The sequence below is a fragment of the Leclercia sp. Marseille-Q4284 genome (assembly GCF_916618945.1).
In the GTDB taxonomy this organism is placed as follows: domain Bacteria; phylum Pseudomonadota; class Gammaproteobacteria; order Enterobacterales; family Enterobacteriaceae; genus Enterobacter; species Enterobacter tamurae.
The window spans coordinates 1,377,099-1,397,309 of record NZ_CAKAKG010000002.1 but is presented as its reverse complement, the minus strand read 5'-3'; the positions used below and the strand labels follow the sequence as shown (position 1 = coordinate 1,397,309).

Genomic DNA, 20,211 nt, shown 5'->3' with positions numbered 1-20,211 from the left:
TCCCTTAACGACGCCCGTATCATGGTTTTAAAGCTCATTCGTTCGGTCGCCATCGGCCTGGTTGTAGGTGGCCTGTTACTGGTCGCGATGCCCTCTTTACGTCAGTTTAATCAGCTGGCTGCGCCGCAATTTGACAGCGCAGATGAAACACCTGCCAGTTACAATCAGGCAGTACGCCGCGCCGCGCCTGCGGTGGTTAACGTCTATAACCGCGGCCTGAACAGCACCAGCCATAATCAGCTGGAGATCCGTACCCTGGGCTCCGGGGTGATCATGGATGAACGCGGCTACATCATTACCAACAAACATGTGATCAACGATGCCGATCAGATCATCGTTGCGCTGCAGGATGGTCGCGTCTTTGAGGCTCTGCTGGTGGGTTCTGACAGCCTGACGGATCTGGCGGTCCTCAAAATTAACGCCACGGGCGGCCTGCCCATCATCCCTATCAACCGTAAACGTACCCCGCATATCGGTGACGTGGTGCTGGCGATCGGTAACCCCTACAACCTCGGTCAGACCATCACCCAGGGGATTATCAGCGCGACGGGGCGTATCGGCCTGAACCCCTCCGGACGGCAGAACTTCCTGCAGACGGACGCCTCCATCAACCACGGCAACTCCGGCGGCGCGCTGGTGAACTCGCTGGGCGAGCTGATGGGCATCAATACCCTCTCGTTTGATAAGAGCAACGACGGGGAAACGCCCGAAGGCATTGGCTTCGCCATCCCGTTCCAGCTGGCCAACAAGATTATGGATAAGCTCATTCGCGACGGACGGGTGATCCGTGGCTACATTGGCATTGGCGGGCGTGAGATTGCTCCGCTGCATACCCAGGGTGGCGGCATCGATCAGATCCAGGGGATTGTGGTTAACGAAGTCACTCCCGGCGGCCCGGCGGCGGAAGCTGGCATTAAGGTTAATGACGTTATCGTCTCGGTGAACGGTAAACCGGCGTTGTCAGCCCTCGAGACCATGGATCAGGTGGCTGAGATCAGGCCTGGCTCCATCATTCCGGTGGAAGTGATGCGGGATGATAAGAAGCTGACCCTGCAGGTGACCATTCAGGAATACCCGGCCACCAACTAAGTCAGCAGACATAAAAAAACCGGAGTCAGTGCTCCGGTTTTTTATTGCCCTGACGGGGAGTGCGTCGCTTACTTGTTAACGAACTCTTCGCCCAGAACGATATCGTTCTTCAGCGTGTCCAGCATGCCGGCCATCGCCTGCTGCTCAAACGCGCTCAGGGTGCCGATAGATTTACGCTCTTCGATACCGTTTTTGCCCAGCAGCAGCGGCTGAGAGAAGAAGCGTGCATGCTCGCCGTCGCCTTCAACGTACGCACATTCCACCACGCCTTTCTCGCCCTGCAGGGCGCGCACCAGAGAGAGACCGAAACGTGCTGCCGCCTGACCCATAGAGAGGGTTGCAGAGCCGCCACCCGCCTTCGCTTCCACCACTTCGGTGCCAGCGTTCTGGATACGTTTGGTCAGGTCAGCCACTTCCTGCTCGGTGAAGCTGACGCCTGGGATCTGGGACAGCAGTGGCAGAATGGTCACGCCAGAGTGGCCGCCGATAACCGGCACTTCCAGCTCAGTTGGCTGCTTGCCTTTCAGTTCCGCTACAAAGGTGTTGGAGCGGATGATGTCCAGCGTGGTCACGCCAAACAGTTTGTTCTTGTCATACACGCCCGCTTTTTTCAGCACTTCTGCTGCGATAGCAACAGTGGTGTTAACCGGGTTAGTGATGATCCCGATGCAGGCTTTCGGACAGGTTGTCGCGACCTGCTGAATCAGGTTTTTAACGATACCGGCATTCACGTTGAACAGATCGGAACGATCCATGCCTGGCTTACGCGCCACGCCTGCGGAGATCAGCACAACGTCTGCGCCTTCGAGCGCCGGGCGCGCATCTTCACCGGAGAAGCCTTTGATTTTGACAGCCGTCGGGATGTGGCTCAGGTCAACCGCCACACCAGGGGTTACCGGGGCAATGTCGTACAGAGAGAGTTCTGAGCCTGCAGGCAGCTGAGTTTTCAGTAGTAGGGCAAGCGCCTGGCCGATACCGCCAGCAGCGCCGAGGACTGCGACTTTCATCCTAAACTCCTTATTATGGTGAGCTAACTTTCTGTTACTCCGTCGCGGCGACCTTAATTCAGCAGATCAATAATTACAATCTTCATGGTTTGAGAATTAGCGGTCACGCGCTTTTCGCTTCTGCCGGAAGGCTATCAGGCGTTATGCGATAACTAAGCAACGAATCAAGAGGGGGTTACAATACACCCTCGCCAGCCACCAAAACAACATCAATTTGATAACATTTAATTTACTTTTAAGCTTATTTACGAGGCGTGATGCAGGCATGTTCCTCGATAACGAAATTTGATAAAATCACTCCCTTTCATAACATTATTTCAGCCTAAGATTGGGCAGATAGTTTGCATAAAAATTCATCCATGTGCATAATAATGTTGTTTCTACCGCTATATTTCGGGTGATTTATGCGAATCTCTTCTAAACAAGAAGAATTGGTTAAGGCGTTCAAAGCGCTGCTTAAAGAAGAAAAGTTTAGTTCTCAGGGTGAGATCGTTCAGGCCTTACAGGAAGAAGGCTTCGAAAATATCAACCAGTCGAAAGTCTCCCGCATGTTAACCAAATTTGGCGCGGTACGTACCCGCAACGCCAAAATGGAGATGGTTTACTGTCTGCCTGCTGAACTGGGCGTACCGACCACCTCGAGCCCGCTGAAGAATCTGGTGCTGGATATCGACTATAACGATGCGGTGGTGGTGATCCACACCAGCCCGGGCGCTGCCCAGCTGATTGCGCGTCTGCTTGACTCGCTCGGCAAAGCAGAAGGTATTCTCGGCACCATCGCCGGCGACGATACCATCTTCACCACCCCGGCTAATGGTTTCTCGGTGAAAGACCTCTACGAAGCCATTCTGGTGCTGTTCGAACAGGAACTCTGATCTTCTTCCCTGCTGCCTGGCGCAGCGGGGAATCTTCGGCTCCCGCCTCGTTTTGCCTTACAATCTGTTATCTGCGATTTAACAAATAGTGCGTTTTTCCACTTCAATTCATTCATATAGTGGATGATACTTTCACGACCGCACGAATAATCAAATTCTACTATCCCCCTGATTTTGCTAAAAATAATCCTCTGTCACGCATCTAAATCCTGCTTTTTTATTCTCTTCAGTTATAAAACATCGTCTGCTTAATACGTAATTTCACGAGAAACAATTAGCATGGTATTAATTTTTGCCGTTATTAGTGTATACTTGATTTTGTGATGAGGGTCACGAAACGAAGACCCCAGTAAAGAATATGACGAGGAAAAGAATCATGAAAATCAAAACAACCGTAGCCACTCTAAGCGTTCTGTCTGTCCTGTCTTTCGGTGCCTTTGCCGCCGATTCAATTAATGCCGATCAGGCCCAGTCCCGCGAATCTATCGGTACTGTTTCTGTTGGTGCAATCGGTACTTCTCCGATGGACATGAACCAGATGCTGAACAAAAAAGCGCAGGAACAGGGTGCCTCCTCCTACCGCGTGATCGAAGCGCGTACCGGTGACCACTGGCATGCTACTGCTGAGCTGTACAAATAAGACGTACCGCGCATAACCCGAACTACCCGTTATCTCAGTTCAACGACACCAGGCATAAAAATAGCAGCACAACCCTTCTTGCCGTTGAACGTGCCCTGTAAGGAGTAAAGACTATGAACACTAAATTAATCATCGCCACCCTTGGTTTAGCTTCCGTTCTCTCATTCGGTGCCAGCGCAGCTGTGCATCAGGTTACTGCGGAGCAAGCACAAAACCTGCAATCAATGGGTAGCGTAGGCGTGACTGAAGTTGCCGGTTCTCCAATGGATATCCGTCAGGCCCTGGCCGCAAAAGCTGAAAAAGCGGGCGCCAGCAGCTATCGCATTACCGAGATGAATACAGGCGACCACTGGCATGCCACGGCCGAGCTGTACAAATAAACCCTCGTCGTATTGAACTACGACTTGCCCCTGCCTCGCAGGGGCTTTTTTTTGCCTTTTACGGACGAACGTTAAAGCGAATCTGACCTTCCAGCTCCTCTTCCGCCTCATCAAACAGTAGGATCAACGCCCCGAAGCGCCTGCGCAGTTTTTCCGGTAAATGGGTAAACTCGATTTCAAGCGGCAGCGGCAACTGGTTACCGGTGACAATCTCCCACAGAGAATCCAGGTCCGTCACGCTCTCCCGTCTTATGCCAAAGGTTCGTGAAAACTCACGATAAAAGTCTTCCTGACTGTCGATTTCATCAAAATCAAACGTATAGATATTCATTTCCCGCCACCCCGTCCAGGCGGGCGGCTGCTGCCGCCCTGTCGATTATAATCCCCCGATATGCAGGGTTTTCACTTCCAGGAACTCCTCCAGTCCCAATACTGACCCTTCACGGCCCAGCCCTGACTCTTTTACCCCGCCAAATGGCCCCAGTTCGGTGGAAACCGCACATTCGTTAACCCCGATCATCCCACTCTCAATGGCCTGTGAGACGCGGAATACCCGCTGCAGATTCTGGGTGTAGAAATAGGCGGCCAGACCAAACGGCGTATTATTGGCGCGCTGGATAACCTCCTCTTCGGAGGTAAAACGGAAGCAGGCCGCAACGGGCCCAAAGGTCTCTTCGCTGGCGAGCATCATGCCTTCATGACAATCGCCCAACACCGTTGGCTGCCAGAAGTTGCCGCCCAGCTCGTGCGCCTTGCCGCCTGCCAGTACCGTCGCCCCTTTGGCGACCGCGTCCTCAACATGCTCGCGCACTTTGTCCACGGCGGCAGGTTCAATCAGCGGCCCGACTACGGTGCCCTCCTCCAGGCCGTTCCCCACTTTTAAGTCGTTTACGGCGGCGGCGAGCTGGCTGACAAAGGCGTCATATACCGACTCCTGAATATAGAAGCGGTTGACGCTGACGCAGACCTGGCCTGCATTGCGGAATTTATTGGCGATGGCGCCTTTCACCGCAGCATCAATATCGGCATCGTCAAAGACGATATAGGGCGCATTCCCGCCCAGCTCCATCGAGACTTTTTTCATGGTCTCGGCGGCATTGCGTACCAGCGTTTTGCCGACCGCCGTCGAGCCGGTAAAAGAGATTTTGCGCACCTCATGACTGGCCATGATCGCATCGCTGATCTCGGAGGTACTGCCCGCCACCGCGTTGAGTACGCCATCCGGGACGCCTGCTTTTTTGGCCAGGGTCAGCAGGGCAAAGGCGCTGAGCGGCGTATTGTTAGCTGGCTTGATCACCCCGGTACAGCCTGCGGCCAGTGCCGGGCCGAGTTTACGGGTCAGCATCGCCATCGGGAAATTCCACGGTGTGATTGCTGCCACCACACCAATGGGTTCGCGGGTGGCCAGAATGCGGGAGCCGGGTTTCACAGGGGGAATGATTTCACCGTTGGCGCGTTTGGCCTGCTCGGCGAACCACTGAATAAAGCTGGCCGCATACTCGACCTCGCCCTCCGCCTCTTTCAGCGGTTTACCCTGCTCGGTGGTCATCAGTTGTCCAAGCCACTGCTTGTTCTCAATGATGAGTTCATACCAGCGATAGAGGATGGCCGAGCGTTCTTTTGCGGTTCTGGCACGCCACGCCGGGAAAGCACGGCTCGCGGCGGCGATAGCCTCTTCGGTCTCTTTGGTGCCCGCTTTGGCCACGCTGGCAATCACCTCACCAGTGGCCGGGTTAACGACATCGAATGTGGTATCGAGCGTTTTCCATACGCCATCGACCAAATATCCTGTCTGAAATAGCGCACTGTCCTGAAGAGCCTGGGTAGTCATGTATCCTCCCATTCGGGGTTTAAGTACTTGCCCGAATAAGTATAGTCACAAAAAAACCGACGCTTACGGCGTCGGTTTTCAGGAGGATCAGCTGTCGGTCAGGGCATTCTGGTATCGATGCAACATCCCCACCAGCCGCTGCACCGGTTCGGTCACCTGTCGCGGTGCCTCCCAGATGCGCAGTTTTTCCTGATAGATGTCCAGCTCCGCCAGCAGCTGGGCAAAGTAGCGTCGCCGCTTATCGTCGCTGGAGGCCGACATGACGTGATCGGCAGTGCGTCGCAGCTGGCGATGGAACGCAGAGAGATCGTCATTGATCGGTATCGGTGCGTTGCGCAGACGCTGGTGAGCAATGATCAGGGTCAGAGCCAGCCGGAATTTCGCGATATCGCCCGGAAATTTGTTCAGCAGTAAAAACAGCTGCTGATAGAGCGCGGGGAGATGGTTCTCCTTGCGCCGGGCGGTGTTGGTGGTCATCGCTGAAACGGCCGCGGAGACAAACTGGTTCAGCAGCACGCGCCCGGTACGGGCCTGGGAGTTATCACGTACCAGCAGAATGACCATCATCGCGAGGAAACAGCCGACAATCTGCCCCAGCGCGCTGTCGAGGAACTGGCTGAAGTGGAACGTCATCGGGTTATCCAGCACCAGAATATTGATGGTACTGGCCAGCGCCCCGAGCGAGCCCAGGCGGCGCTTCTGCACTTCTATACCAATAAAGAAGGCCATCACCGCAAGGCTGATACAGAGCAGCAGCATACTTTGCTGCGTCGAGGGCAGAACCACCAAGAAATAGAAGGCGCCCAGCGGGAGCGCTGCCAGGGTGCCGTACAGAAAATCGAGCGCCACCATCCGCGGATTGGGCAGACGCATCGCCAGCGAGGTGACCACGGCGATCATCACCATCGCACCGCTGCCGGAGGTCCAGCCGGTCCACAGCCAGAAGAGCGTCCCGAGCATGCAGGCAAGCGTGGTGCGCCAGAAGTTGACCATCGCGTGGTGACGTTCCGCCGACTCGGCTTTGACCACCACCTCGCCCTGCAGGACTTCCTCTTCGGTGGCGCTGATTTTGGTATTGCCGATCACCCCACGTTTGAGCAGCAGGTAGCGCGTCGCCGCGCCAACCCAGGTATAGATAGTGACCGGGGTGTCACGTTCGCCGGTCCAGGCGATGACTCGCCGCATGCGTTTGAGCTGTTTATGCACATCCTGGACCGTCTCGACGGGGACGGCAAACTGTTCCCGGAAGGTCTCAGTGATCGCCTCGGGGCGGGTATTCTGGATCAGATAGGTTTCACAGGCCTGGGTGATCAGCGTTAAGGAGACGGTATTCAGCGCCTTCAGGCGGCGGTTTGCCCGTGACCAGCGCGACGACTCCATATTGAGGTTGCTGCGCATCCCTTCCAGAGCGGTGGTACGACGCACCAGCGCACTCCAGGCGTTATCGACCTCTTCACTGTCGCCATGCTTAATGCACAGCTGCATCAGCTGGTACTGGGCAACGATCAGCGCGTCCAGCTCGCGATCGACCTCCTGCTTAATGGAACGGGGAGAGAACAAGAGATCCGCCACGATCGCACAGACAATCCCCATCACAATCTCACTGCAGCGCTCCACGGCAAACTGCGGCGTCAACAGCGGATTGGTCTCGATGGTGATGATAATGATCAGGGCGGTATAGCCGGAGAGCCCCCAGGCGTAGGAGTTTTCCACCCGCACCAGGGAGGAGATCCAGGTGCAAAAACCGGCCCAGATACAGCACACCATCAGCATCAGCAGCGGGGTACGGATCATCAGGATCACGATGGTCAGCGCGGCGATACAGCCAATAAAGGTGCCGACAATACGCAGCATCCCACGGTAGCGGATGGCGCCGGAGTAAGGTTCACCCCCCGCCGCAAACGCCGGGCCTGCGGCAACGATCGCTGCCGTCAGTACCGCCCAGCGGGGGGTTTCCAGCTGAAAGTGAAAACCGATGAACAACGCCAGCACGATGGCGAAGGCCAGCTTAACCGCGAAGCGCAGGTGCTGGTTGGCGATGGAGAAGATGCCCATGGCGATTAACCGAACTCGCGCAGGCGATGGGCAATTTTGCGGAACAACGAATCATCGCGGGCGTCACGGTCTTTCTCGCCGGTGATGACGACGGTGGCGGTGGTACCCGCCGGCCACAGGTTGCCCTGCTGATCGTCGAGTCGAATACGCACCGGCACGCGCTGGGCCAGACGCACCCACTCCAGATTGGAGTCAACGGTTGCCATCCCTTTGCTGTCGCGGGTGGCGCTGGAGTTGGTCACCCCTGCCGCCACGCTGTCGACCGTCCCTTTCAGGACACGGTTGCTGCCCAGGGGGGTGATTTCTACCCGATAGCCAGGACGGACGTTCTCCAGCTTGGTCTCTTCCATATAGGCGAGCACATAGAAGGAGTGCTGTTTGACCAGCGCCACGGCGGTAGAGCCGCGGGTAATAAACTCGCCGGTATAGACGTTGAGGTTAGTCACCCAGCCGTCGGACGGGGCGCGGATCACGGTACGCTCAAGATCGAGCTTTGCCAGATCCCGCGTGGCCTCGGCCTTCGCCATCTGATGCAGCACGGTTTGCAGCACGTTGTTAGACTGGTCGATCTCCTCGCGGGACATCGCCTGCACGCCGAGCTGATTACGGCGCCCTGCCTCACGGCGTTTTTCCGCAGCCAGTGCCTTGTAGTAGGCAACATCCGCTTCCGCTTCTTCCAGCGCCTTCTGGTAGCGCGGCTGATCAACGGTAAACAGCACCTGATCCTTTTTCACCAGCTGGTTGTCATGCACATTGACGGCAGTGATGAGCCCCGCGACATCCGGAGCAATGGCGACGATGTCGGCGCTAAAGCGTGCATCGCGCGTCCAGGGTGATTCGGTGTAGTAAACCCACGCGCGAAAAATAGCGATGAACGCGAGGAGAACCAGTGCCAGAGTAATGGCGGTACGGGAGATTTTTCTTGTTAGCGTTTTCACATCTACCTCAAACAAACAGTCGCGATACCAGATAGAACAGGCAGCAATACAGCGCGGAATTGAACAATGCAGGGTGCCAGACGAAATCATAGATCCCGGTAGGAGCCAGCACCTTTCGCACCAGCCAAAAAATCGCCAGTGATAAAAGCAGTTCGAAGAAAATCGGGGGGAACGATAATCCGAACACCACGATAACGGGAAACAGACTCATGTTGACCTTGATTAGAGCGAGCAGGCGAAAGAATTATTCAGCATACGGCACCGCAGAAGGGGCAAGAAAAGCCGGGCGAGAGTGGCGTAGCTATAATGTATAAATAATATATTAGCGTAACTGTTATGCTGTTATCTATCATATGTGATCTAAATCACTTTTAAGCCAGAGTGAATAATGGAACGTCTAAAACGGATGTCGGTTTTTGCCAAAGTCGTTGAGCTGGGCTCCTTTACCGCCGCAGCCAGGCAACTACAGATGAGCGTCTCATCAATCAGTCAGACCGTCGCCAAACTGGAAGATGACCTCCAGGTGAAGCTGCTTAACCGCAGCACCCGCAGCCTGGGCCTGACCGAAGCCGGCAAAATCTACTATCAGGGCTGTCGGCGGATGCTGTATGAGGCCCAGTCGGTGCACGAGCAGCTTTACGCTTTCAACAACACCCCTATCGGCACGCTGCGTATCGGGTGCTCTTCAACTATGGCACAAAATGTCCTGGCGGGAATGACCGCCGAGATGTTGCAGGAGTATCCTGGGCTGACGGTTAATCTGGTCACCGGCATTCCCGCCCCGGATCTGATTGCCGATGGACTGGATCTGGTGATCCGCGTCGGGGCCTTGCAGGATTCCAGCCTCTTCTCCCGCCGCCTGGGCAGTATGCCGATGGTGGTGTGCGCGGCGAAAAAGTACCTCGCCAAAGCGGGGATTCCGGAGAAACCGGCAGATCTCAGCAATCACGCCTGGCTGGAGTACAGCGTGCGCCCGGACAATGAATTTGAGCTGATTGCCCCCGAAGGGCTTTCGACAAAACTGCTGCCGCAGGGCCGCTTTGTCACCAACGATCCGATGACCATCTCCCGTTGGCTGGTGGCCGGGGCCGGGATCGCTTACGTCCCGCTGATGTGGGTGATCAATGAGATCAACAGCGGCGAGCTGGAGATCCTCTTCCCGCGCTATCAGTCGGATCCGCGCCCGGTGTATGCGGTCTATACCGAAAAGGACAAACTGCCGCTGAAGGTGCAGGTGTGCATTAACTATCTGACGGATTATTTCGTACAGGTGGCGGCGCTGTTTCAGGAGATGCGGGGAAGGAAGGAATAACCCTCTCCCACAGGGAGAGGGAATTTCGGAAGGGAAATTATGCGGTACCGCCGACGGTAAGGTTATCCACCTTCAGGGTCGGCTGACCGACGCCCACCGGCAGGCTCTGGCCCTCTTTACCGCAGACGCCGACGCCGTTATCCAGCTTCAGATCGTTACCGACCATCGAGATCTGCTGCATCGCTTCGATGCCGGAGCCAATCAGGGTCGCCCCTTTCACCGCTTTGGTCACTTTGCCCTTCTCGATCAGATAGGCTTCTGAGGTCGAGAAGACAAATTTGCCGGAGGTGATATCCACCTGGCCGCCGCCGAAGTTTGGCGCGTAGATGCCGTACTCCACCGACTCGATGATCTCCTGCGGCGTGGATTTACCCGCCAGCATATAGGTGTTGGTCATACGCGGCATCGGCAGATGCGCGTAGGACTCGCGACGGCCGTTGCCGGTCGGGGCCACGCCCATCAGGCGCGCATTCAGTTTGTCCTGCATGTAGCCTTTCAGGATCCCGTTCTCAATCAGCACATTGTACTGACCCGGCGTTCCTTCATCGTCAATAGAGACCGAGCCACGACGATCGGACATGGTGCCGTCATCGACTACGGTGCAGAGTTCAGAGGCCACCAGCTCGCCCATATGGCCGCTGAAGACCGAGGTGCCACGACGGTTGAAGTCGCCTTCCAGACCGTGACCCACCGCTTCGTGCAGCAGCACGCCAGGCCAGCCTGCGCCCAGCACTACCGGCAGGGTACCCGCAGGCGCCGCCACGGCAGAAAGGTTGACCAGCGCCATTCGCACCGCCTCTTTCGCCCAGGCATCCGCGCGCACTTCGCCCGCTTCCAGACCGAGGAACCATTCGTAACCAAAACGACCGCCGCCGCCGCTGGAGCCGCGCTCGCGTTTGCCGTCCTCTTCCACCAGCACGCTGACGGAAAGACGAACCAGCGGACGCACGTCGGCGGCCAGGGTGCCGTCGGTTGCCGCCACCAGAATCAGCTCATACACGCCGCTCAGGCTGGCAGAGACCTCCTGCACGCGCTTATCTTCCGCACGGGCCATTTTGTCCACCCGGCGCAGGATATCCAGCTTCTCTTCGCGGCTCATGCTTTGCAGCGGATCGACGCTGGTGTAGAGCGCAGAGTGCTGCACTTCGCCCAGGGTTTTGACGCGACCATCACCGCTGTCGCGCACGATAGTACGTGCCGCCTGCGCGCTCTGCTGCAGGGCAGTCAGGCTAATCTGATCCGCATAAGCAAAACCGGTTTTCTCACCGCTAACGGCGCGGACACCAACGCCCTGGTCGATGTTATACGAGCCATCTTTGATGATGCTGTCTTCTAAAACCCAGGATTCGTGATAGCTCGACTGAAAGTAGAGATCGCCGTAGTCGAGACGACGTTCGGTCAGTTGACCAAGAATGGAAAACAGGTCCTGATGGCTCAGGCCGTTCGCTGCCAGCAGATGTTCACTTACCAGGTTCAGACTCATCGTTTTGCTACTCGTTCGTTGCCGTCCACAGGACGTATCTAAGATCTTATCTATTGAGAGTGAGGCAATTAATTGCCCGCGTCAAATCATTGCTGTGCATCTTTGCGTGGCTGACGCAGCACTTCATTAATCTGCGGTTTATCCACCGGGCCGGTGATGTGGTAACGCAGAATGGAGACTTTGCTCCACAGCGGCCCCAGCACTTTACTGGCGGCAAACACCGCCGCACCGACGATCGGGTTCACGGCGAAGGCCGCCGCCACGCCAACGGTGGCGGAAATTTCCGGGGCCACCACCGCTTCCATATCCAGTTCGCGACGCACCAGATTGACGGAGCCTTTCATGGCGATATCCGCTTCCAGCCCGTCGACCAGGGTGTCATCGGTATGCAGGACACCATCTTTGATCCACGCGGTGCTGCGGATCGAATCGAAGTAGAAGCCTTCGTTAAAGGTATCGCTGAAGTCAAAGCGCAGCTTACGCAGCAGGGCGTCGAAGCTGAGCAGGCGCAGCAGCTGACCCGCATGGCCGGTGCTCAGATCGGCAATTTCACCTCTGCCAAGACGGGTTTTGAGGATGCCGTTCAATGTGGCTTCATCAGGCTTCCACGGCTGGTCGCGCCAGTGCAGATCGTAGTCGAGGTCAAACGACGAACCGCGAATCGGGGTACTCACACCGAAATAGTTCGATGCCGCATCCAGCTTGTTGCCTTTGATTTGTCCTTTCAGGGAGGTGCGCTGCTCGTTGGCGCCGTTCACCCACTCGCCGTTGGCGGTCAGACGGCCGAAGCCGGTATCAATCAGCCCGCCCGCCAGGGTAAGGGTGTTGCCCTTAATGGTGAAATCACCGTTGATACGGCCGTATTTCTGCCCCCACAGCCAGCACTCGGCACAGCGCAGCTGTAAATCAGGCCAGCCGCTGAAATTGACCCGCGTGGTGCTGGCTAATGGCGAAGCGACGTTGCCTTTCCCGGCAGTAGCGGTCGCCGGATTGAAATAGAGGTAGCGGATCTCCGCCTGCCATGGCGCAGTGTCGCGCATCAGCAGAGTGGCATTGATCTCCCGCCCCTGCGCCTCGACTTTTGAGCCGTTCAGGGTGGGCTGCGAGACGATGCTCAGGTTATTCCACTGCTGTCCACCCAGCGCCAGAGCGGGAGTGCGCACCGTGATGTGCTGCGGGAATTGCGCCGTATCATCCACATTTTGCCCGACACCACGCTGGAACAGCGCTAACCATTCGGCACCATCCATCGGCGGCAGGTTGAGTTCGATGCCCGACTGCTCCGGCAGCGGCGGCAGCGTGCGGCTGTCAGAGGTCCAGATAGCGCGATCCAGCGTCAGCTTGCGGTTAAGCAGCCAGCGGCTGTTAAAGTGATTCTTGCCGCCAGCGTTGCCCGTCAGGGTAAAGCTGTTGAGATCCCCGTCGACGTTCAGCTTCACTGGCAGCGGCTCGCCCGCGCTCTTCTCCAGCGGCGACGGCAGGTCGCTGCTGACGTTCTTCAGATCGCCGCTGATATCCACCTTATACCGGGCACCGCCACGATAAGGCAGCTCAATCGCCACCTTACCCTTCCACGGCAGGCGGCCTTCCAGCGACTGGCTGATAGTTTTTGGCAATACATCCATCCGCGAAGGCTGCCAGTTGGCATCCAGATTGATCCCAACCTGATAGGCTTTCTCGCCCTCGGTGGTAGAGAAATCGATATTTACCGGCTGATTAAACCAGCTTGCGGTCAGCGGCCCACTTTTCAGATCGCCATTCACGAAGTTGAACTGCCCACTGAGATTGTTAATGGTGCTGTTCAGCGGCTTAATGAACAGGCTGTTATTTTTCAGCCTGACGTCGCCCTTAGCGGTGGTCATGGTGCCGTCCAGCGGGATATCCAGATGTAAGCGAGCATTCACATCGCCATCCAGCTGGAGCTGCTGGAGCGTGGCACCCAGAGAGTCATCCAGCGGCGTCTCGTCAAAGTACGGCCCAACGGCTTTCCCGGGCCCGTTGATATCGGCATCGATCAGCAGCTTTTCTTTCGAATAATCCGGGATCACCGCCGTCAGGTTACTGGCTTTCACTCCGCCCAGCGCCACGCCGTCGGTCTTCATCCACAACCCGTCATTGATAAAGTTAAGCTCAATATCGAGGTTTTTCAGCGCCGGCCACTCGGGCTGGAAGGCGTAGGTGGCATTGCGTAACGGCACCAGAACCTGGAACTGGCCTTCGTTGTACTTATAGGGGAACAGGTGCGGGTTGCCGCCGTAGACCAGGGTGGCGTTATCGGCCTGCCCACCCTGAATCGCGCCGCTCAGGTAGTCCACCAGCGCTTTGCCCATCAGGTTTTCAGGAAAATAGCGCCAGGCCTGTGACCCGTCGTCGGTGCTGATGCCCGCCAGTATCCCCAGCCAGGGCTCATCGCCCGCCGGCTGCAGATAGCGGAAATCCCCCCGGGCATGTACCGCTTTGGCTTTGACGTCGATGTTACGCCCGTCGAGCTGGAAACCTTTCTCGTTCTTCAGCCAGTGGAGGGTGGCGGTACCTTTCTCCACCTCCAGCGGGGCGCGGAAGACGGTTTCATAAGGCATTTTCGCATCGCGAATGTTGGCCACCAGGCGACCATCTTCCACACTGCCCTGCAGCGTGCCGCTGAAATGCTCGGCCCCCGGCAGCAGCTCCCACTGCTTCCAGGCAAGATCGGTCCAGGCGATGTTGAAGCGGGTCTTTTCTGTCGCCTGCAACGGAATATCCAGCGCCAGGGTGTTGATTGCCCCTACCGGCTGGGTGGCCTGCCAGACGTCGCCCAGCGCCGGGGAGAGCTTCGCCGCGATGGTTCGCAGCCCTTCCAGGCCTGACAACTCCAGATTGCTGGCGCGAATACGCAGCTCGTCGCTGCGTTTACTGTCGACGCCGCCGACGTCCTGCGCCGGGATCCAGGCCAGGGCCAGGGCTCCACGCGGCCACGCCTTATCGTCCATGGTAATGCGGGTATCCGGGATGGCAAACTGCCAGCCCTCTTTCGCACGGGTGACGTGCGCGGTGAGATTATCAACCGAAAGCTGATGCTGACGCGCCTTTCCCGGCCAGCTGGCGCCGCCCTGTTTCAGCCAGATATCGCCACTGGCGAACTGGCCGTTGGTGAGGGTCATCCAGCCTTCAATACTGAAACGCGCGGTTTCCAGCTGCATGTTCTGCTGCACCCACTCACCCAGCCAGGGTTTGACGTCAACGTCATCTGCCTGCATCCACACCTTGCCGTTATTCAGCAGGCCATTGTCGTCGCGCAGATCCATCCGCACCTGCATCACGCCATGCTGTCCGTTCAGGCTGGAGAGGCTGACCTGACCTTCCGCACGGTGCCGCTCTTTGCCGTTGAGCCAGGTGAGCTGCGGGATCGCCAGTTCGGCGCGCTGCCCGGAGAGGGTAATAAAGCTGATCTCACTGTCGCGCAGATCGAAATGATCGAACTGGCGCAGGAACAGATCGCTGATGCGGTTGGCTTCGAAGCCTTCGCCCTGGTCGTCGCTGCGTAGCGGGGTGTTGGTCAGAAATTGCAGCTGATAAAAGGTGAGATCGCGAAACTGCCAGCGCAGGTGCAGCAGGCTCTGCCACACGTCCAGGGCCAGGGTCACGCGCTTGATTTTCAGATGGCCGCCGTCATTCAGCTGCGCATTGATATCGCGCACTTCCAGGGTCGGGCCGAAGTTCTGCCAGCTTGCGTTGAGCTGGCTGGCCGCGACGGGCATGCCGGTCGCGGATTCGATTTTTGCCAGCAGCTCAGGGCGCCAGCTATCCAGATGCGGCAATATGAGACGCAGCCCGCTTACGAGCAGCGCGACAATCACAATCAGCGTTGCCCCTGTAAGCAGTAAAATCCCCGGCAATCGCCTCACGCGTCTCTCCTTGTCAGCCGTTCTTGTCTCGCAGTACCTGCGGATTACATCATCACCACGTCAAACTGCTCCGGGTTATAGAGCGGCTCTATCTGCACTTTTACCTGTTTGCCGACAAAGATTTCCACTTCTGCCAGCGCGTGGGACTCTTCCCCTTTCAGGGCTTCCGCCACCGAAGGAGAAGCATAGACCAGGAAGCGGTCGGAGTCGTAGGCGTGATGCACACGAACGATCTCACGCATGATCTCGTAGCAGACGGTCTCCACCGATTTCACCGTACCGCGGCCATGGCAGGTCGGGCACTCGTTGCACAGCACATGCTCCACGCTTTCACGGGTGCGCTTGCGGGTCATCTCAACCAGGCCCAGCTGGGAGAAGCCGTTGATGCTGGTTTTCACGCGATCTTTACTCAGTGCCTGCTCCAGAGAGTGCAGCACGCGGCGGCGGTGGTCTTCGTTACTCATATCGATAAAGTCGATGATGATGATGCCACCCAGATTGCGCAGACGAAGCTGACGCGCAATGGCCTGCGTCGCTTCGATGTTGGTGTTGAAAATGGTGTCGTCCAGATTGCGGTGACCGACAAACGCCCCGGTGTTGATATCCACGGTGGTCATCGCTTCGGTCTGGTCGATAATCAGATAGCCGCCGGACTTGAGCTCAACCTTACGCTCCAGCGCGCGCTGGATTTCATTTTCAACATCGAACAGATCAAAGATGGGCTGCTTGCCGGTGTAGTGCTCAAGCAGGCCCGGCATTTCCGGGATGTACTCCGCGGTAAACTCGAGCAGCGCGTCATAGGTCAGACGGGAGTCGACGCGGATGCGGTCAAGCTGGGCATCGGCGAAGTCGCGCAGAACGCGCTGGGCCAGTGCCAGCTCTCCGTACAGCTGATAGCGGGTCTGGTTGCGTTTTTTACGCTCCATCACTTTGGTCCAGACGCGTTTCAGGTAGGCAGCATCCGAAGCCAGATCCTCTTCGCTGATCCCCTCTGCGGCGGTGCGAATAATGAATCCGCCCTGCTCATCGCAGTACGCGCCCACCACCTTTTTCAGGCGCTCGCGCTCGCTTTCGCTCTCGATACGCTGGGAGACGCCAACGTGCGATGCGCCAGGCATAAAGACCAGATAACGGGAAGGTAAGGTGATGTCGGTAGTCAGTCGCGCGCCTTTGGTGCCCAGCGGATCTTTCACCACCTGCACCATCAGATCCTGGCCCTGACGCACCAGCTCGGAGATATCACGAACGGTAAACTGTTTTTGCTCTTCACCCGCCACGCATTCGGTGTGCGGCATGATGTCGGAGGCATGCAGGAATGCCGCTTTATCGAGGCCAATATCTACAAATGCCGCCTGCATACCCGGCAGGACACGACTGACACGACCTTTGTAGATATTGCCTACTATTCCGCGCCGCGCTTCACGCTCGATGTGAATTTCCTGGAGAATTCCGCCATCGATATAGGCCACACGGGTTTCCGAGGGCGTTACGTTTACCAACAATTCAGCCGTCATAATTATCCCTTCCCTCACGCAGTGAGTTAAAATTGCTCAGCAACTCATACGTTTCCACCAGCGGTAAGCCGACTACGGCGTGATAGCTGCCATTGATCTTCCTGACAAAACAGCCACCCAACCCTTGAATACCGTATGCACCTGCTTTATCCATAGGTTCACCGCTGGCGATATAACCGGCGATATCTTCTTCTGTGAGTACTCTGAACGTGACATCAGTAACCACCAGGCAATCGAGCACGTGCTGGCGGTCTGCCAGCGCAACCGCGGTCATGACCTGATGCGTATGGCCGGACAATTTGCGCAGCATCGTAAACGCATGCTCATCGTCGTGCGGTTTCTCGAGGACTTCACCATTGAGGATCACGATAGTATCTGCGCCCAGCACCGGTAAATCACGCGGCACCTGCGCCACGCCGGCCTGCGCTTTCTCCCGTGCCAGACGGGAAACATACTGTTGTGCGCTTTCACCCTCGGCACGTTGCTCTTCAATGCCGGTGACGATGCGTTCAAAAGATACCCCTAACTGCGTCAGGAGTTCCTGACGGCGCGGGGAGCCGGAAGCGAGATACAAAGACGTCATAGAAACCTTTTATTGCACGGCAAATTGCTGGCGAACCTTACGCATCAGCAGGAACAACCATGGCCAGAGCACACCGTTAACTACACTACTCCAGAACACTTCCGGACGGAAAGAGACGTTGATCACTAAAAACTCTGCCCAGAAAACAATGATATCCGCGGCCATGGATAACAACATCACCACCAGCGCCTGTTGCCAGAGCGCCAGATTACGAAAGAGCTGGAATTTCAGAGCGACCAGGTATGCGATGATACTCATGGACAGGGCGCGTACGCCAAGCGTTGAGCCACTAATCAGATCCAGTATGGCACCCATCACAAAACCTGTGCCCACATTTACGCGGTGCGGCAGAGCGAGGATCCAGTAGAGCAGAATCAGCAGCACCCAGTTTGGCCGGAAAACGAGAATGTCGTCCGGCCAGGGCATTACTTGCAGTAACAGCGCGATCAAAAACGAGAGCCAGATAACCCAGCGTCCCTGGCTACGATAGCTTGCCACTATTGCCCTCCCGGGGAGAGTTGCGGTGGCGGTGGCGCATCAGGCAGCGGCTGGGTCAGCCCGGTTGCCGGCGCAGGCACTGGCGCAGGCGGCCCCATTGAGTTTGGCGCAGGCAGAACCTGCGGCATCATCTGCATCAGACGTTCATTCGCCACGCGATGCACATCTTCCGGGGTCATCGGGTTAGTCCCGTTACGGTCGGCGCCCCACAACAGCAATAGATAGCGCAGACGCTGCAGACCCGCCGTTGGACGAGCCTGAATCACGGTGTAGGCGCGCTGAGTGTCCAGCTTCACGGAGGAGACCACCCCAACCGGATACCCTTCCGGGAAACGACCGCCCAGACCTGACGTCACCAGCACATCGCCCACGCGAATATCGGTATTCGCCGGCAGATGTTCCAGTTGAAGATCGTCCGTACAGCCGTTACCGGCCGCAATCACGCGGATATCGTTACGCAGCACCTGGATCGGCAGCGCATGGGTGGCATCGCAAATCAGCAGCACGCGGCTGGTCAGCTTGGCGACCGCGACCACCTGACCGACAACGCCTTTATCGCTGATCACCGGCTGGCCTTCGTACACGCCATTGACGCTGCCCTTGTCGATCACCACCTGATCGCTGTAGGGATCGTTAACGGTGGAGATCACCTGGGTCACCATCTTCTGCTCATCCTGACGCAGCGGGGAGCCCAGCAGCTCACGCAGACGGGCGTTCTCCTGCTTGTACTGGCCCAGCATCAGTATTTCGCTGTTTTTCAGCAGCAGTTCCTGGCGTAACGCGCGGTTTTCAAGTTCGAGTTGATCGCGTGAGGACAGGGTTTGCGAGACGCTGTCGAGCAGTTCACGGGGACCATTTGATACAAAGTAGAAAGGACTGACGGCGGTATCCATGTACGTTCGGATCTGGCTGAACGTACCGAGGCGGCTATCGGCAATAATGACACCAAGCGCTACCAACACCCCAAGGATCAGGCGAAACTGTAGCGACGGGCCACGGCTAAAAATTGGCTTCATAGGCTATGCGTACTCTCGCGTCAGAGAGAAAGGGTAGCCATCCGCTACCCTTTCACACCTGACTACTCTTCGCTGAACAAGTCGCCGCCGTGCATGTCGATCATTTCCAGCGCCTTGCCGCCGCCACGGGCTACGCAAGTCAGTGGATCTTCAGCAACTACGACAGGAATACCTGTCTCTTCCATCAACAGGCGGTCGAGGTTACGCAGCAGCGCACCACCACCGGTCAGAACCATACCGCGCTCGGAGATATCGGAAGCCAGTTCCGGCGGGCACTGCTCGAGGGCAACCATGACGGCGCTTACAATGCCGGTCAACGGCTCTTGCAGCGCTTCGAGGATTTCGTTGGAGTTCAGGGTAAAGCCACGTGGAACGCCTTCTGCCAGGTTACGGCCGCGCACTTCGATCTCGCGCACTTCGTCACCCGGGTAAGCAGAACCGATTTCGTGCTTAATACGCTCTGCGGTGGCTTCACCGATCAGAGAGCCGTAGTTACGGCGAACATAATTAATGATGGCTTCGTCGAAGCGGTCACCACCAATACGTACGGAAGAGGAGTAAACCACACCATTCAGGGAGATAACGGCCACTTCAGTGGTACCGCCACCGATATCCACCACCATGGAGCCGGTCGCTTCGGAAACCGGCAGGCCGGCACCGATGGCGGCAGCCATTGGCTCTTCAATCAGGAAGACTTCACGCGCACCAGCGCCCTGAGCGGATTCACGAATAGCACGACGTTCAACCTGGGTAGCGCCAACCGGCACACACACCAGAACACGTGGGCTCGGACGCATAAAGCTGTTGCTGTGCACCTGTTTAATAAAGTGCTGAAGCATTTTCTCGGTCACGAAGAAGTCAGCGATAACGCCGTCTTTCATCGGACGAATGGCAGCGATATTACCCGGCGTACGACCAAGCATCTGCTTAGCGTCATGGCCGACGGCCGCTACGCTTTTCGGTGAACCAGCACGATCCTGACGAATGGCCACAACTGAAGGCTCATTCAGTACGATGCCTTGTCCTTTTACATAAATGAGGGTATTCGCGGTACCCAGGTCAATGGACAGGTCATTGGAAAACATGCCACGAAATTTTTTCAACAT

General features: G+C 57.0%; 18 protein-coding genes. 5 read left to right on the top strand and 13 right to left on the bottom strand.

Going from position 1 to position 20,211, the window contains the following annotated elements; all coding sequences use genetic code 11:
* The first annotated feature begins 21 nt into the window (after positions 1 to 21).
* A complete protein-coding gene (gene degS / locus LG383_RS21430) occupies positions 22 to 1,089 on the top strand; it encodes an outer membrane-stress sensor serine endopeptidase DegS (protein ID WP_106994860.1) in 1,068 nt (355 codons plus the stop codon).
* A gap of 68 nt (positions 1,090 to 1,157) precedes the next feature.
* Here degS and mdh read toward each other — a convergent pair whose 3' ends face one another.
* Positions 1,158 to 2,096: a malate dehydrogenase gene (gene mdh / locus LG383_RS21425; protein WP_106994861.1), complete on the bottom strand. Its 939-nt coding sequence runs from the start codon at positions 2,094 to 2,096 to the stop codon at positions 1,158 to 1,160.
* A 404-nt stretch (positions 2,097 to 2,500) separates the two neighbouring features.
* Between mdh and argR the strand changes: the two genes are divergently transcribed.
* The 3 genes from argR to yhcN (LG383_RS21410) all read left to right on the top strand — a co-directional run bounded on the left by argR (position 2,501) and on the right by yhcN (LG383_RS21410) (position 3,991).
* On the top strand, positions 2,501 to 2,971 hold the full coding sequence (gene argR / locus LG383_RS21420) for a transcriptional regulator ArgR (protein WP_032614540.1): 471 nt from the start codon (positions 2,501 to 2,503) through the stop codon (positions 2,969 to 2,971).
* 376 nt (positions 2,972 to 3,347) lie between these two features.
* The gene (yhcN, locus tag LG383_RS21415; RefSeq protein ID WP_106994862.1) at positions 3,348 to 3,611 is read left to right on the top strand and encodes a peroxide/acid stress response protein YhcN; all 264 of its coding nucleotides are present in this window, start codon (positions 3,348 to 3,350) and stop codon (positions 3,609 to 3,611) included.
* A gap of 113 nt (positions 3,612 to 3,724) precedes the next feature.
* Complete coding sequence (gene yhcN, locus LG383_RS21410; RefSeq protein WP_106994863.1) at positions 3,725 to 3,991, top strand: peroxide/acid stress response protein YhcN; 267 nt, start codon at positions 3,725 to 3,727, stop codon at positions 3,989 to 3,991.
* Positions 3,992 to 4,049: 58 nt separating this feature from the next.
* On the opposite strand, the gene LG383_RS21405 is transcribed toward yhcN (LG383_RS21410), so the two are convergent.
* The 5 genes from LG383_RS21405 to aaeX form a co-directional block, all read right to left on the bottom strand.
* A complete protein-coding gene (locus tag LG383_RS21405) occupies positions 4,050 to 4,322 on the bottom strand; it encodes a barstar family protein (RefSeq protein WP_106994864.1) in 273 nt (90 codons plus the stop codon).
* A 45-nt stretch (positions 4,323 to 4,367) separates the two neighbouring features.
* A complete protein-coding gene (locus LG383_RS21400) occupies positions 4,368 to 5,822 on the bottom strand; it encodes an NAD-dependent succinate-semialdehyde dehydrogenase (RefSeq protein WP_106994865.1) in 1,455 nt (484 codons plus the stop codon).
* 87 nt (positions 5,823 to 5,909) lie between these two features.
* Positions 5,910 to 7,877, bottom strand: a complete 1,968-nt coding sequence (aaeB, locus tag LG383_RS21395; protein ID WP_225760104.1) for a p-hydroxybenzoic acid efflux pump subunit AaeB — start codon at positions 7,875 to 7,877, stop codon at positions 5,910 to 5,912.
* Between the two features lie 5 nt (positions 7,878 to 7,882).
* A complete protein-coding gene (aaeA, locus tag LG383_RS21390; RefSeq protein WP_106994897.1) occupies positions 7,883 to 8,815 on the bottom strand; it encodes a p-hydroxybenzoic acid efflux pump subunit AaeA in 933 nt (310 codons plus the stop codon).
* A 7-nt stretch (positions 8,816 to 8,822) separates the two neighbouring features.
* Positions 8,823 to 9,026, bottom strand: a complete 204-nt coding sequence (gene aaeX, locus LG383_RS21385) for a p-hydroxybenzoic acid efflux pump operon protein AaeX (protein WP_032614553.1) — start codon at positions 9,024 to 9,026, stop codon at positions 8,823 to 8,825.
* A 177-nt stretch (positions 9,027 to 9,203) separates the two neighbouring features.
* Between aaeX and aaeR the strand changes: the two genes are divergently transcribed.
* On the top strand, positions 9,204 to 10,127 hold the full coding sequence (aaeR, locus tag LG383_RS21380) for an HTH-type transcriptional activator AaeR (protein WP_106994867.1): 924 nt from the start codon (positions 9,204 to 9,206) through the stop codon (positions 10,125 to 10,127).
* Between the two features lie 37 nt (positions 10,128 to 10,164).
* On the opposite strand, the gene tldD is transcribed toward aaeR, so the two are convergent.
* From tldD to mreB, 7 genes are all read right to left on the bottom strand, one after another.
* Positions 10,165 to 11,610: a metalloprotease TldD gene (tldD, locus tag LG383_RS21375; RefSeq protein ID WP_106994868.1), complete on the bottom strand. Its 1,446-nt coding sequence runs from the start codon at positions 11,608 to 11,610 to the stop codon at positions 10,165 to 10,167.
* Between the two features lie 86 nt (positions 11,611 to 11,696).
* A complete protein-coding gene (gene yhdP / locus LG383_RS21370) occupies positions 11,697 to 15,494 on the bottom strand; it encodes an AsmA2 domain-containing protein YhdP (RefSeq protein ID WP_225760103.1) in 3,798 nt (1,265 codons plus the stop codon).
* A 44-nt stretch (positions 15,495 to 15,538) separates the two neighbouring features.
* Positions 15,539 to 17,008, bottom strand: coding sequence for a ribonuclease G (gene rng, locus LG383_RS21365; RefSeq protein WP_106994870.1), 1,470 nt, complete (start codon positions 17,006 to 17,008; stop codon positions 15,539 to 15,541).
* Positions 16,998 to 17,591 (bottom strand): nucleoside triphosphate pyrophosphatase, encoded by a 594-nt coding sequence (locus tag LG383_RS21360; protein WP_166184276.1) that lies wholly within the window; start codon positions 17,589 to 17,591, stop codon positions 16,998 to 17,000. The genes rng and LG383_RS21360 overlap by 11 nt, the downstream gene beginning before the upstream one ends.
* A 9-nt stretch (positions 17,592 to 17,600) precedes the next feature.
* Entirely contained in the window at positions 17,601 to 18,089 is a 489-nt protein-coding gene (gene mreD, locus LG383_RS21355; protein WP_032614566.1) for a rod shape-determining protein MreD, read from the bottom strand.
* Positions 18,089 to 19,105: a rod shape-determining protein MreC gene (gene mreC, locus LG383_RS21350; protein WP_106994872.1), complete on the bottom strand. Its 1,017-nt coding sequence runs from the start codon at positions 19,103 to 19,105 to the stop codon at positions 18,089 to 18,091. The genes mreD and mreC overlap by 1 nt, the downstream gene beginning before the upstream one ends.
* Positions 19,106 to 19,167: 62 nt before the next feature.
* On the bottom strand, positions 19,168 to 20,211 hold the full coding sequence (mreB, locus tag LG383_RS21345; RefSeq protein ID WP_000913396.1) for a rod shape-determining protein MreB: 1,044 nt from the start codon (positions 20,209 to 20,211) through the stop codon (positions 19,168 to 19,170).

Excerpts from the sequence above, each read along its gene's own strand:
- degS (WP_106994860.1), top strand. The coding sequence starts at position 22 with ATGGTTTTAAAGCTCATTCGTTCGGTCGCCATCGGCCTGGTTGTAGGT.
- mdh (WP_106994861.1), bottom strand. The coding sequence starts at position 2,096 with ATGAAAGTCGCAGTCCTCGGCGCTGCTGGCGGTATCGGCCAGGCGCTT.
- argR (WP_032614540.1), top strand. The coding sequence starts at position 2,501 with ATGCGAATCTCTTCTAAACAAGAAGAATTGGTTAAGGCGTTCAAAGCG.
- yhcN (WP_106994862.1), top strand. The coding sequence starts at position 3,348 with ATGAAAATCAAAACAACCGTAGCCACTCTAAGCGTTCTGTCTGTCCTG.
- yhcN (WP_106994863.1), top strand. The coding sequence starts at position 3,725 with ATGAACACTAAATTAATCATCGCCACCCTTGGTTTAGCTTCCGTTCTC.
- LG383_RS21405 (WP_106994864.1), bottom strand. The coding sequence starts at position 4,322 with ATGAATATCTATACGTTTGATTTTGATGAAATCGACAGTCAGGAAGAC.
- LG383_RS21400 (WP_106994865.1), bottom strand. The coding sequence starts at position 5,822 with ATGACTACCCAGGCTCTTCAGGACAGTGCGCTATTTCAGACAGGATAT.
- aaeB (WP_225760104.1), bottom strand. The coding sequence starts at position 7,877 with ATGGGCATCTTCTCCATCGCCAACCAGCACCTGCGCTTCGCGGTTAAG.
- aaeX (WP_032614553.1), bottom strand. The coding sequence starts at position 9,026 with ATGAGTCTGTTTCCCGTTATCGTGGTGTTCGGATTATCGTTCCCCCCG.
- aaeR (WP_106994867.1), top strand. The coding sequence starts at position 9,204 with ATGGAACGTCTAAAACGGATGTCGGTTTTTGCCAAAGTCGTTGAGCTG.
- tldD (WP_106994868.1), bottom strand. The coding sequence starts at position 11,610 with ATGAGTCTGAACCTGGTAAGTGAACATCTGCTGGCAGCGAACGGCCTG.
- rng (WP_106994870.1), bottom strand. The coding sequence starts at position 17,008 with ATGACGGCTGAATTGTTGGTAAACGTAACGCCCTCGGAAACCCGTGTG.
- LG383_RS21360 (WP_166184276.1), bottom strand. The coding sequence starts at position 17,591 with ATGACGTCTTTGTATCTCGCTTCCGGCTCCCCGCGCCGTCAGGAACTC.
- mreC (WP_106994872.1), bottom strand. The coding sequence starts at position 19,105 with ATGAAGCCAATTTTTAGCCGTGGCCCGTCGCTACAGTTTCGCCTGATC.
- mreB (WP_000913396.1), bottom strand. The coding sequence starts at position 20,211 with ATGTTGAAAAAATTTCGTGGCATGTTTTCCAATGACCTGTCCATTGAC.